A 12,722-nucleotide genomic window follows, 5' to 3' on the forward strand; every position below is an offset into this window, starting at 1 on the left:
ACGGACAACGGGAGTAAACAAATGATTGACATATCCGTCTCGAACCTGTCCAAGGAGTTCGAGGTAGGCAAAAAAATATTGGACGGCCTCACCTTCCAGGTGGATCAGGGGGAGCGGGTGGGTCTGCTGGGCAAGAACGGCGCCGGCAAGACCACGGTGTTCAAGATCCTCACCGGGGAGCTGGACTGGGACGAGGGGGAGGTGCACATCGCCCCGGGCAAGGGGGTGGGCCTCATCTCCCAGATCCCGGTCTATCCGCCGGCCTATACCGTGGAGGACGTGCTCCAGACCGCCTTTGACAGGCTCCACGCCATGGAGAAAGAGATGGCCGAGCTGGCCGGGCGCATGGCCAGCGACAGCGACCCCGCCCTGCTGAAGCGGTACGACGCCCTCACCGCCGCCTTTGAGGCGGGGGGCGGCTACGATACCCAGACCGAGCTGAACAAGGTGTGCAACGGCCTGGAGATCTCCCCGGACATGCGGGGACAGCTCTTTTCCTCCCTGTCCGGCGGGGAGAAGACCCGGGTCAACCTGGCCCGCCTGATTTTGGAGGACACCGACATCCTCCTGCTGGACGAGCCCACCAACCACCTGGATCTCCACGCCACCGAGTGGCTGGAGGAGTATCTGGATCGCTACAAGGGCACGGTGCTGGCCATCTCCCACGACCGCTGGTTCCTGGATCGGGTGGTCAAGCGGATCATCGAGATCCACGACGGCAAGGCGGAGTTTTACTCCGGCAACTACTCCTTCTACGTGGTGGAGAAGGAGCAGCGGTATCAGGAGCGGCTCAGGCAGTACGAGAAGGAGCAGGCCAAGATCGAACAGCTGGAGAAGGCCGCCGAGCAGCTGCGCATCTGGGCCTATTCGGGCAACGACAAGATCTTCAAGCGGGCCCAGTCCATGGAGAAGCGCATTGAGCGCATCCGCACCACCGACAAGCCCACCAGGGAGCGCCGCCTGGACAGGAAGTTCGGGGAGAGCCAGTTCCGGGGAGACGAGGTGCTCACCATCAAGGAGCTGAAAAAGTCCTTTGACGGCCGGGTGCTCTTCGACCACGTGAACCTGGAGGTGATCGGCGGGGAACGGATTGCCCTGCTGGGGGACAACGGAACCGGCAAATCAACCCTGCTGAAAATCCTGCTGGGGGAGGAGGCGCCGGACAGCGGAAAAATCCGCATGGGCCCCACGGTGAAGATCGGCTACCTGCCCCAGATCATCCACTTCGCCCACCCGGAGCGGAACCTGGTGGACACTATGATCTACGACCAGGACTGCTCCACCCAGACCGCCCGCAACCGCCTGGCGGCCTTCAACTTCCGGGGGGAGGACGTGTTCAAGCCGGTGTCCGCCCTGTCCGGCGGGGAGCAGAGCCGCCTGCGCCTGTGCATGCTCATGGACGAGAAGATCAACCTGCTGATCCTGGACGAGCCCACCAACCACCTGGACGTGGCCAGCCGGGAGTGGATCGAGGAGGCGGTGGAGAGTTACGAGGGCAACCTGCTCTTCGTCTCCCACGACCGCTACTTCATCAACCGCTTCGCCACCCGCATCTGGATGCTGGAAAACGGGCAGATCACTGACTTCCGGGGTACCTTTGAGGAGTACCGGGCGGCCCAGGAGCGGGCCAAGGCTGCGGCCTCCGGCAAGGAGAAACAGGTAGGGCGGGGGCTTGCCCCCGCCGAAAAGGAGCAGTCCGCCAAAAAGGAGAAGCCCAAGCGCCCCGGCGGCACCAAGGAGCTGGAGAAGCAGGTGGCGGCGGCGGAGCGGGCGGTGGCCAAGGCGGAGGAGCGGCAGTACGAGCTGTCGCTGAAAGCCGAGGAGGTGGCCTCCAACTACCTGGAGCTCCAGAAGGTCTATGAGGAGCAGAAGGCCCTGGAGGAGGAGATCGCCACCCTCTACACCAGGTGGGAGACCCTGGCGGCGGAGCTGGAGGAGGCCAAAGGGTGAAGCTGAGACAGAGAAAGAAAAACTACTACCACCCCTACGAGGGGCGGAGGAAGCCCCTGTGGCTGAAAATTCTGCTTGCACTGGTGCTGCTGGCGGTGGTGGCCTTTGCCGTGCTGGAGGGCATTGTGCTCTCCGGCGGCCGCACCCGGGTGGCGGCGGGGGACGGCGCCCCGGAGGTCATGGTGATCTTCGGGTGCAAGGTGGAGCCGGACGGGCCGTCCATCCTGCTCCGGGATCGGCTGGACACCGCCCTGGGCTATCTGGAGGCTCACCCGGATATGACGGTTGTGGTGGCCGGCGGCCAGGGCAGTGACGAGCCCGTCAGCGAGGCCCAGGCCATGTATGACTACCTGGTGGAGCACGGGGTGGACGGGGCTCAGATCATCCGGGAGGATCAGTCCCGCAACACCTGGCAGAACATCAACTACACGCTGGAGCTTTTTCAGAGCGGAGAGGCGGCGGATACGGAACGGGTGCTGCTGGTGTCCAGCGACTTCCACCTGACCCGCATTCAGATGCTGTGGAACCGGGCCAGCGGCGGCGGAGACACCCTCTCCACCCTGGCCGCGCCGGTGAGCCACTTTCCCTCCCGGGTGCAGATGTTCTTCCGGGAGCCCTTTGCCCTGGTAAAGTCCTTTTTGTTTGACAGGTGATACGATTTGGAAATGATGGAAAAACTACGCTCGCTGGATCTCCACTACGCGGATGTGGAGGCCCGGCTGGGCGCGCCGGAGACCTATGACGACCCCGCCCTGGTGGCAAAGCTCAACAAGGAGCAGCGGGAGCTGGAGCCGGTGGTGTCCGCCTACCGGGCCTGGCAGCGCCGCCGGCAGGATCTGGCGGACGCCGAGGCGTTGATGGGCGACCCTGACATGAAGGAGCTGGCCCAAGAGGAGTTTCACCAGGCCAGGGAGGACATCGCCCGGCTGGAGGAGGAGATCAAGGTGCTCCTGCTGCCCCGGGATCCCAACGACGACAAGAACGTGATCGTGGAGATCCGGGCCGGCGTGGGCGGGGAGGAGGCGGCCCTGTTCGCCCACTCCCTGTTCCGCATGTACTCCATGTACGCCGACGCCCGCCGCTGGAAGGTGGAGGTGGACTCGGTGAACGAGACCGAGCTGGGCGGCATCAAGGAGATCTGCTTCACCATCGAGGGGGACGGGGCCTATTCCCGGCTGAAATTCGAGAGCGGCGTCCACCGGGTGCAGCGGGTGCCGGAGACCGAGTCCGGCGGACGCATCCACACCTCCACCGCCACGGTGGCGGTGCTGCCCGAGGTGGACGAGGTGGACTTCGAGCTCAATCCGGCGGACATCGAGATGCAGGTGTTCCGCTCCTCCGGCGCCGGCGGGCAGCACATCAACAAGACCTCCTCCGCCGTGCGGCTGATCCACAAGCCCACTGGCACGGTGGTGGAGTGCCAGCAGGAGCGCAGCCAGTTCCAGAACCGGGACAAGGCCATGCAGATTCTGCGCTCCCGGCTGTACGAGGCCAAGGTGCAGGAGCAGGAGGAGGCCGTCACCGCCGAGCGCCGCAGCCAGGTGGGCACCGGCATGCGCAACGAGCGCATCCGCACCTATAACTTCCCCCAGGGGCGGCTCACCGACCACCGCATCGGCCTGACCCTCTACAAGCTGGAGAGCGTCATGGACGGGAACCTGGACGAGATCATCGACGCGCTGGTTACAGCTGATCAGGCGGAAAGACTAAAGAACAGCGAACAGAACTAGAAAAGGAGCAAGACAGACGTGGAACTGATCATTCACTTTACCACCCTGCCGGAGAAGCTGTCTCTGGACATGGTCAAGTCCGACCTGGCGGAGCTGCTGGAGGACGACGGCTGGCTCACCGGCTCCGGGGCGGACTACATCGAGATGGAGCTGGAGGACGAGAAGGTCAACCCCAAGTATGGCATACTCACCGTGAAGAACTACCTGCAAAAGGCCCGGTTTGCCCCCGATACCACCATCGAACTGGCGGGTACGCCGGTGGGCATCTACGAGTAGGGGCGCACCTGTGCGCGCGCCCGCATCCATAGATGGAAAATCACAACAAAGGAGAAGAGATCCATGAAAAAAGCGATTGGCATCCTGGTTCTTCTGTCCGGCGCGGCCCTGCTGGCGGCCGGAATCCTGACCCTGGCGCAGCGGCCCCGGGCACGGCGGCGGAGCATTACCCGCCACTTCTGAGCAAAGGGGCGAGGCAAGTGCAGACCCTGCGATTGACGGCGGAACAGGTGGAGACGGCGGCGGAGATCCTCCGCCGGGGCGGCCTGCTGGGCATCCCCACGGAGACGGTGTACGGCCTGGGGGCCAATGGCCTGGACGCCGGCGCGGTGGGCCGCATCTTCGCGGCCAAGGGCCGCCCCCAGGACAATCCGCTGATCCTCCATATCCCATCGGCGGACTGGCTGGAGCGGTACTGCGAGGATATCCCGCCCTCGGCCTATGCCCTGGCGGAGCGGTTCTGGCCCGGGCCGCTGACCATGATCCTCAGGCATAAGCCCATCGTGCCCGACGCGGTGACCGCCGGACTGGACACCGTGGGCATGCGCTGCCCGGCCCACCCGGTGTGCCGGGCCATTATCGCCGCCGCCGGTGTGCCGGTGGCGGCCCCGTCCGGCAACACCTCCGGCCGGCCCAGCCCCACCAATATGGCGGACATGCTGGAGGACATGGACGGCAAAATCGACGGTATCGTGGACGGCGGCCCCTGCGCCGTGGGGGTGGAGTCCACCATCATCGACCTGACCTGCGTGCCGCCCCGGCTGCTGCGGCCCGGCGGGATCACCCTGGAGCAGCTCCGGGAGGTGCTGGGGGAGGTGGCGGTGGATCCCGCCGTGACCCGGCTCATGGGCGAGGGGGAGAAGCCCCGGGCCCCGGGCATGAAGTACCGCCACTACGCCCCCAAGGCCCCGGTGACGGTGGTGCAGGGGGCCCCGGCGGCGGCGGCCCGGTACATCCAGGATCACATGGCCCCCGGCGACGGGGTGATCTGCTTCGACGAGTACGCCGGTCTGTTTGACGGCCACCCCCTGGAGCAGCTGGGCCCCAGCACCGACGTGCCGGAGCAGGCCCGGCGGGTGTTCGACGCCCTGCGGTGGTTTGACGGCACCGACGTGCAGCAGATCTGGGCCCAGTGCCCCGAGGCCGCCGGCATCGGCCTGGCGGTGGCCAACCGGCTGAACAAGGCGGCGGGATTTCACATCGTCCAGGCGGAATGAGGGCCGCAACCAGCCGCTGCGCCGATTTTGCTGGACATGGAGCGCCGCTTCCGTCTGCTGCGGGAACAGCTGCGGAAATTCACAAATCCATAACACACTCGGCATGGGATATGCTATACTTACACCACGGAGGCGAGGCCCCATGAAGCGAATCGGCATCACCGGCCCAACCGGGGCGGGCAAGACCACGGCCCTGGGGGTTCTGACCGACCTGGGCGCCCACATCATCGACGCGGACGCGGTGTACCACCGCCTGCTGGAGGAGAGCGGCCCCCTGCGCGCCGCCCTGGCGGAACGCTTCGGCCCTTCCATCCTGACCCCGGAGGGGCGGATAGACCGGAAGGCGCTGGGCAATGTGGTGTTCGGCGACCCCGAAGCCCTGGATGAGCTGAACACGATTACCCACCGCTTTATCGGGGAGGAGATCCACCGCCAGCTCACGCAGGCGGAGCGGGATGGCCGCCCTGCCGCGGCCATTGACGCCATTGCCCTCATCGAAAGCGGATTGGGGGAGGGCTGTGACGCGGTGGTGGGGGTTCTGGCCCCCAAAGAGGTGCGCATCCGGCGCATCATGGCCCGGGAGGGCATTTCTGAGGACTACGCCCGCAGGCGGGTGGAGGCCCAGCAGGGGGACGGCTTTTTCCGCGCCCACTGCGGTTATATCCTGGAAAACCGGGAGGACGACACGCCGGAGGCCTTCCGCGCCCGTGCCCGTGCCCTGTTTGAGCAGATTTTGCAGATTTGACATTCATATAAGGAGGAAGCAACCATGGAAGAAAAGCAGAAAAAGGCCGGCGAGCTGCGCCGGGAGGCGCTGTTCTATCAGCCCAAGAACGGATATGACCGACTCAGCGCTCAGGACGAGGCGGATATGAACGCCTACTGCGGCGATTACAAGAAATTTCTGGATGCCGGCAAGACGGAGCGGGAGTGCGTGGACGAGGCGGTGCGCCTGGCCGAGGCCAAGGGCTTCAAGCCCTTCACCCGGGGTATGGCGGTGAATCCCGGCGACAAGTTTTACCGGGTGAACCGGGGAAAGGCCCTGATGCTGGCGGTGATCGGCACCAGGCCCCTCAGCGAGGGCGTCAACATCGGCGCGGCCCACATCGACGCCCCCCGGCTGGATCTCAAGCCCAATCCCCTCTATGAGGACGCCGAGCTGGCCTTCTTCAAGACCCACTACTACGGCGGCATCCGCAAGTACCAGTGGGTGACCATCCCCCTGGAGCTCCATGGCGTGGTGGCCCTGAAGGATGGCTCCACCGTCAAGGTGTCCATCGGCGGCGGCGCGGACGACCCCCAGTTCACCATCGACGATCTGCTGCCTCATCTGGGCGCGGAGCAGTCCAAGAAGCCCCTGGGCGAGGCCATCCCCGGCGAGAGCCTGAACCTGCTCATCGGCAGCCGCCCCTTTAAGGACGACGAGGGCGCCGACCGGGTGAAGCTGGCCGTCATGGAGCTGCTCAACCAGAAGTACGGCATCGTGGAGGAGGACTTTATCTCCGCCGAGCTGGAGGTGGTGCCCGCCTTCAAGGCCACCGACATCGGCTTTGACCGCTCCCTCATCGGCGCCTACGGCCACGACGACCGGGTGTGCGGCTTTGCCTGCCTGGCGGCCGCCCTGGCCCTGGGCACCCCGGACAAGACCGCCATCTGCATGCTGGCTGACAAGGAGGAGATCGGCTCCCAGGGCGTGACGGGCATGAAGTCCGCCGCCTTCGACACCTTCGTCAGCGACCTGTGCGATGCCCAGCGGGTGCCCCTGAAGGCCTGCTATGAGAAGTCCTTCTGCCTGTCCACCGACGTGACCGCCGCCTTTGACCCCAACTTCGCCGAGGTCTACGAGAAGCGCAACAGCGCCCGGGTGAACTACGGCGTGGGCCTGTGCAAGTACACCGGCGCCCGGGGCAAGTCCGGCGCCTCCGACGCCTCCGCTGAGGTGGTGGGCTACGTCCGCAAGGTGCTGGACGAGGCCAACGTGGTGTGGCAGATGGCCGAGCTGGGCAAGGTGGACGCCGGCGGCGGCGGCACCGTGGCCTGCTTCATGGCCGAGCGCGACATCGACACCATCGACGCCGGCGTTCCGGTGCTGAGCATGCACGCCCCCTTTGAGACCGTGTCCAAGCTGGACTGCTTCATGACCTACAAGGGGATCAAGGCCTTCTACGAGGCGAAATAAAGACGGAAACCAAAATCCGCCCGCGGACTCCGCGGGCGGATTTTTTTGAAGCAAAACCGGGGCATGGGTTGTCTAATCAGCAGGAAGCAAGAGGGGAGGCGCAGAGATATGGAACAGCCACTGGAGGCGGCGGCGCCGGGGCCGCTGGATCTGGCGGCCCTGGTGGAGGAGCACGGCGACCATCTGCTGCGGCTGTGCACCCTGTACCTGGGGGAGCAGAGCCAGGCGGAGGACGCGGTGCAGGACACCTTCCTGCGGGCGCTCCAGGCGTGGCCCAAATTCCGGGGGGAGTCCACGGTGGAGACCTAGCTGGTGCGCATCGCCATCAATGTGTGCAAGAACCAGATGAAGAGCCCCTGGCGGACGCGGCGCGCCCCGGCGGAGGCGCTGGAGGGGCTGCGCGCCGAGGGCCCGGAGCCGGAGGACGACACCCTGGTGAAGGCGGTGCAGGCCTTGCCGCCCAAGTACCGGGAGGTGGTGATCCTCTACTACTACCAGGAGTGGAGGGCCTGGGAGATCGCCCAGCGGCTGCACATCCCGGTTTCCACGGTGACGGTGCGGCTGTCCAGGGCCAGAGGCATGCTGAAAGAGAAGCTGAAGGGGTGGTATTATGACGGGGAAGAATAGGCAGACACTTCATGACGCTCTGGAGGCGGAGCTGGCGCCGGTTCGGCTGAGCGAGGCCCGCAGGGCCGCCATTCTGGCTGCTGCAGGTGGGGCCGGAGCCCGCCGCCGGGGCGGGCGGCCCTGGCGGGTGTGCCTGACGGCGGCGGCCCTGTGTGCCGCCCTGGCGGTGACCGCCGTGGCGGCGTCCCCATCCCTGCGGGAGGCACTGGCCCATATGCTGGGCGGCTTTGAGCCCTACGCCCAGGAGGTGGAGGGAGTGGCCGCCACGGATCAGAGCATCCAGCTGCGGGTGGTCTCCGCCCTGTCCGACGGCAACAAGACGGTGATATATCTGGAGGCGCGGGATCTGGAGCAGGAGCGGCTCGGCGCACAGACCACATTCCAGACCCTGTGGGTAGACCGGCCGGAAGCAGCTTACGTCGGAGGCACGTTCAGCAGCGGCCAGACGGTCAGCTATGATGCGGAAACGCACACGGCTCTGATGCGGTTCACCTTTACCGGAGACGGCCCCCCGGCCAGCGGCGGCACGCTGGAGCTGGGGATCAGGAGCTTCACGCCGTCCCTGTGGACGGAGGAGAGCGCCATGCCTCAGGAGCTGCTGACGCAGGATCTGCTGGAGGTCATGGAGCTGGAGACCGGGGAGACGGTGCTGGTGCCGGAGCAGACGCCCACCGGCCTGGAGGGGATCCAAAGTGGGTTCCTGTCCGCCGTCGGGTTCGGCACAGACGGACGGCTGCACATCCAATTCCGGTATGGAGAGGGGATCAACGCCGCGGAGAGCACCCTGCACCTGGAAGTGGGCTCCAGAAGCTATGAGGCGTCGGGCGGCGGGGATCAGGCGGCCTATGACCGGCTCCTGCGGTATTTCGACATGGGAGAGGACGGCGGAGAGACGCTGTTTGAGTACGGGGGGGCATGGTACCAGGACACATGCTATAACATCTGGCCCTCCGACTGGGAGGATGTCTCTCTGGGCGGTGTATCCGGCCGGTTTATCGGGGGAGAACTGATCGAAGGGGAGTGGAACCTGTCCATCCCGCTGGAAAATGTGCCCCACCGCCGCATTCCGGTGGGGGAGTACATCGGACACATCAAGCTGACCTATCTTGACCTGACCGCCATGGGGATGTCGGTGGAGAGCGACCCGGGAGAGACGCCGGATACCCTGGGGTACCCCGCCTCACTGTTTTTCTCGGACGGAACCACGCTGGCCCTGGGCAAGCCGGATACCACCTCCAACGGACAGGGGTATTCCTTCAACCACTGGAGCACAGAGGCCCCCATCGACCCCGGCCAAGTTGTGGGGGTCTCCATCGGCATGCGCTATATCCCCATCCAGTCCGACGATACCGCCGGGCCGGGATACTGGCTGGCGGAGCTGCCCGCGCAGGAGTCCGGCCGGGCGGGCTAAAAGTCCAGGTGGCTGGCCAGCCATTTCCCGAACCGGCTGCCCAGCGCCAGGCAGATGGGAAGGACAACCGCCAGAAACAGCATGAGAAAGAGCAGGGTGTTCACAGGGTTCATCCCCAGGGAGAACAGCAGCCCCCCCAGGGGGCTGTACAGGGGGACGTACAGCCGGAAGCCCAGCCAGGCGGCCAGGGCCATGGAGCCCCACTCCACCCAGCGCTCCCACGGCAGGGGGGAGCGGGCCCGGTCAGCGGCGGGAAGGGGCTCCCGGGCCACGTCGCCCCGCAGTTGGGCGGCGTAATCCTCCAGGCCCTCCGCCAGGGCCGGGTCGGATTGGCACACCCGCTCATAGGCGTCCAGCCGCTCCCGAAGCCGCCGCCTCAGGGCAAAGGCGGCTTCGGGGGCGGCCTGCGGGAAGTCCTTTGTCATGGCCCGCAGCTCCTCCACCGTAAAGCCGGCCCTTCGCAGCGTGGCGATGGCTTTCAGCCGCTCCACATCGGCGGGGGAGAAGTCCAGCCAGGTGCGCCCGCCCCGGCGCTGGGCGTCCGGGGCGGCCAGCCCCTCCTGCACATAAAACCGCACCGCCCGCTCGGTAAGCCCGGAAGCGGTGCAGACCTCCTTCATTTTCATCTCCGTGCCTCCTTTCCCCTCCAGCATACCATCTGACGTAAGGGAAGTGTCAAGCCCGGCGCATAAAAAAGCGGAAAATTCCCATACTGAATCCAACAGGACAGCATGGGAGGCGGCGGCATGGACGAGACGAAGCCCACCGGCGAGACGGTTGGCGACAGCGAGAACCAGTATGAACAGCGGCAGCAGCAGATCGTGGACATGGGCTCCACCACCATCACCACAGCCCGGGGCACCATCCACACCCTGACCATCGTGGGACAGATCGAAGGCCATCAGCTCCTGCCATCCACGGCCAAGACCACCAAGTACGAGCACGTGATGCCCCTGCTGGCGGCCATTGAGGAGAGCGACGAGGTGGACGGCCTGCTGGTGCTCCTCAACACAGTGGGGGGCGATATCGAGGCTGGGCTGGGCATTGCGGAGCTGATTGCCTCCATGTCCAAACCCACCGTCTCCCTGGTGCTGGGGGGCGGCCACTCCATCGGGGTGCCCCTGGCGGTGTCGGCCAAGCGGTCTTTTATCGCGCCCTCGGCGGCCATGACCATCCACCCGGTGCGGCTCAACGGCCTGGTGATCGCCGTATCCCAGACCTTTACCTATTTTGAGCGCATCCAGGAGCGGATCATCCAGTTCGTCACCCGCAACAGCGCCGTGAAGCGGGAAACCTTTACAAAGCTGATGCTCCAGACCGGGGAGCTGGCCGCCGATGTGGGCAGTGTGATCTACGGGGAGGAGGCGGTGCGCATCGGCCTCATCGACGCCATCGGCGGCCTGTCCGACGCCCTGGCCTGCCTCCACCAGATGATCGACGAACAAAAGCAGAGATAACAGAGAGGGCCGCCGGCAACCGCCGACGGCCCTTGTGATTTGGAACAGATTATGCGTCAGTCTCCTGGAACCAGTAGCCGACAAAGTCGCCCTTCATGACCCGGTAGCCGTTCATCATGCAGTCGTAGTCGAAGGCGCGGATCAAATTGCCGTCGCTGTCGTACTCGCCGAACTGGTGGGCCACGCCGCTGTTGACCACAAAGTTGCCGCCGATCTCCTGGGCGTTGGACACGATGGCGGAGTAGGGCACCGCGTGCTGCTCCACCAGGGAGAAGGTTTTTGTATTGTCGTCCACCAGGTAGAAAGTGATGTAGGAGGCGTCGCCGCTGGTGAGGGAGGTGCTGACGCTGTCCGCCAGCTCGGGGGCGTAGCCGTCCCGGGTACTCAGGCTCCAGTAGTTGTTGTCATACATGCGCAGCAGGTACTGGCCGTCCTCCAGGCTGTCGTCCGCCACCAGCTCCACATCGTGCTGGCCGTACTGGGCCACAAAGTCGCCGTCCATGGCATAGCACAGGTCGGCATAGGGGGTGTCCGCCCAGAACGCCGGGTCGCCGATGAAGGCGGAGAGGGTGGGGGTGCCCCCGATGTCGCTGACCTTGATGATGGTGGAGGTCTCCCGGGAGCTGACCAGGATGCTGTCGTCCTTCTCCATGTACTGCACGGAGTTCAGGTGGAGCCAGTCGTCCTCGCCGGCCTGCCAGAAGGAGCCGCCGGTGATGGGCACCGGGTGGGTCATCTCGCCGTAGTAGCCGTCCATCAGCTCGGAGAAGTCCACCACCTCGGACACCTCGCCGGTGGCGGGATCCAGGGAGATTACCACGTCCATGACGGTGTCCTGCTCGGTGTCGTTGACCAGGGCCAGGATGGTGCCGTCGGGCCCCCAGTTGATGTCGTGGTGGAGCTCATACTGGCCCAGGTCGTACACCCGGACGGCCTGTCCCAGGGGGCTCATGAGGGCGATCTTGCGGCTGCTGACGCAGGTGTAGAGACCGCCGTCGGTGTAGAGGAAGCGGTCGGAGTGGAAGCCCTCCAGCACCATCTCATAGCGCAGAACGCCGTCGTTGTCGAAGAAGAAGGTATAGCCGTAATAGTCACCCAGGCCCATGGCGTAGTAGAGCCCGTCGGTGAGGGCCGCCGTGCTGTCCCCGTCGCTGGTGTCCAGCTGGTTGGCGTAGCCGGAGATGGCCTCCGGCATGTTGATGGTGAAGGTAACGGTCTGCTGAACCCGGCCCCGCTCTCCCAGGGCCTCCAGGGTGACCTCGTTGGTCTCGCCGGGAACCAGGCCGATGAGCAGGAAGCAGTGGTTCCGGCTGAACGAATTGCCGTCCGCCGAGCTCTGGGCCACGGCGGTGTAGTCCGGCAGCTCAGCGCTGGTGGTGTGGACGGTATAGCGGATCTGGCTGCGCCGCTCGGTCTGGAAGGACAGCAGCAGACCGTTACTCCCGGTGCCGAAGGGATCCAGAATGGCCAGGGGGGCGTCCATGGAGGCGTCCTGTCCGACAATCTCCATCAGCTGCTGGCCCAGGCGCTGCTGCACGTCCTCGTCGTAGTATGTAAAGCCGTCCTCCTCATACTCGTCGGGGACGATCCGGGAGACGGAGATGGTGGACTCCACCGAGGCGTCGTAGACCGACACGGCCCGCTCCTCGCTGGTGTACTGATGCTCGCCCACCTGCACATTCCAGTCATCCCGGCTGCGCATCTCCGAGTCCATCATGACCCGGACGACGATCTCAAACACCACCACTGCACACACCACGCAGACGGCGGCGATGATCAGCCGCTTCAGAATTTTCCGCTTGTTCATCGTCAACACATCCTTCTTAAGGGGTTTGCAAGAAAATAGAAAGAAATCTCTTAATATACTAGCGGAAC

The 12,722-nt window shown here is 65.2% G+C and carries 13 protein-coding genes; 11 read left to right on the forward strand and 2 right to left on the reverse strand.

The window, feature by feature from the left end:
* Positions 1-21: 21 nt before the first annotated feature.
* The 10 genes from B5E42_RS02440 to B5E42_RS02485 all read left to right on the forward strand — a co-directional run bounded on the left by B5E42_RS02440 (position 22) and on the right by B5E42_RS02485 (position 9,390).
* The gene (locus B5E42_RS02440) at positions 22-1,950 is read left to right on the forward strand and encodes an ABC-F family ATP-binding cassette domain-containing protein (RefSeq protein ID WP_087236537.1); all 1,929 of its coding nucleotides are present in this window, start codon (positions 22-24) and stop codon (positions 1,948-1,950) included.
* Entirely contained in the window at positions 1,947-2,603 is a 657-nt protein-coding gene (locus tag B5E42_RS02445; RefSeq protein ID WP_242966991.1) for a YdcF family protein, read from the forward strand. The genes B5E42_RS02440 and B5E42_RS02445 overlap by 4 nt, the downstream gene beginning before the upstream one ends.
* 12 nt (positions 2,604-2,615) lie before the next feature.
* On the forward strand, positions 2,616-3,680 hold the full coding sequence (prfA, locus tag B5E42_RS02450) for a peptide chain release factor 1 (RefSeq protein ID WP_087236539.1): 1,065 nt from the start codon (positions 2,616-2,618) through the stop codon (positions 3,678-3,680).
* A gap of 18 nt (positions 3,681-3,698) precedes the next feature.
* Positions 3,699-3,956, forward strand: a complete 258-nt coding sequence (locus B5E42_RS02455; protein ID WP_087236541.1) for a hypothetical protein — start codon at positions 3,699-3,701, stop codon at positions 3,954-3,956.
* A gap of 200 nt (positions 3,957-4,156) precedes the next feature.
* Positions 4,157-5,173, forward strand: coding sequence for an L-threonylcarbamoyladenylate synthase (locus B5E42_RS02460; protein ID WP_087236544.1), 1,017 nt, complete (start codon positions 4,157-4,159; stop codon positions 5,171-5,173).
* 142 nt (positions 5,174-5,315) lie between these two features.
* Complete coding sequence (gene coaE, locus B5E42_RS02465) at positions 5,316-5,918, forward strand: dephospho-CoA kinase (RefSeq protein WP_087236546.1); 603 nt, start codon at positions 5,316-5,318, stop codon at positions 5,916-5,918.
* A 24-nt stretch (positions 5,919-5,942) separates the two neighbouring features.
* The gene (locus B5E42_RS02470) at positions 5,943-7,352 is read left to right on the forward strand and encodes an aminopeptidase (protein WP_087236548.1); all 1,410 of its coding nucleotides are present in this window, start codon (positions 5,943-5,945) and stop codon (positions 7,350-7,352) included.
* 108 nt (positions 7,353-7,460) lie between these two features.
* Positions 7,461-7,661, forward strand: coding sequence for a sigma factor (locus B5E42_RS02475; RefSeq protein ID WP_162613892.1), 201 nt, complete (start codon positions 7,461-7,463; stop codon positions 7,659-7,661).
* A gap of 3 nt (positions 7,662-7,664) precedes the next feature.
* Positions 7,665-7,979 (forward strand): sigma-70 family RNA polymerase sigma factor, encoded by a 315-nt coding sequence (locus B5E42_RS02480; RefSeq protein WP_087236552.1) that lies wholly within the window; start codon positions 7,665-7,667, stop codon positions 7,977-7,979.
* Complete coding sequence (locus B5E42_RS02485; RefSeq protein WP_087236554.1) at positions 7,963-9,390, forward strand: hypothetical protein; 1,428 nt, start codon at positions 7,963-7,965, stop codon at positions 9,388-9,390. The genes B5E42_RS02480 and B5E42_RS02485 overlap by 17 nt, the downstream gene beginning before the upstream one ends.
* Here B5E42_RS02485 and B5E42_RS02490 read toward each other — a convergent pair.
* Positions 9,387-10,016, reverse strand: coding sequence for a helix-turn-helix domain-containing protein (locus tag B5E42_RS02490; RefSeq protein ID WP_162613893.1), 630 nt, complete (start codon positions 10,014-10,016; stop codon positions 9,387-9,389). The genes B5E42_RS02485 and B5E42_RS02490 overlap by 4 nt on opposite strands.
* Positions 10,017-10,136: 120 nt before the next feature.
* On the opposite strand from B5E42_RS02490, the gene B5E42_RS02495 reads away from it, so the two are divergent.
* Entirely contained in the window at positions 10,137-10,847 is a 711-nt protein-coding gene (locus B5E42_RS02495) for an ATP-dependent Clp protease proteolytic subunit (protein ID WP_087236558.1), read from the forward strand.
* Between the two features lie 49 nt (positions 10,848-10,896).
* Here B5E42_RS02495 and B5E42_RS02500 read toward each other — a convergent pair whose 3' ends face one another.
* Positions 10,897-12,654 (reverse strand): aryl-sulfate sulfotransferase, encoded by a 1,758-nt coding sequence (locus tag B5E42_RS02500; protein WP_087236560.1) that lies wholly within the window; start codon positions 12,652-12,654, stop codon positions 10,897-10,899.
* Between the last annotated feature and the right edge of the window lie 68 nt (positions 12,655-12,722).

Source organism: Flavonifractor sp. An10 (assembly GCF_002161215.1).
In the GTDB taxonomy this organism is placed as follows: Bacteria; Bacillota; Clostridia; order Oscillospirales; family Oscillospiraceae; genus Flavonifractor; species Flavonifractor avistercoris.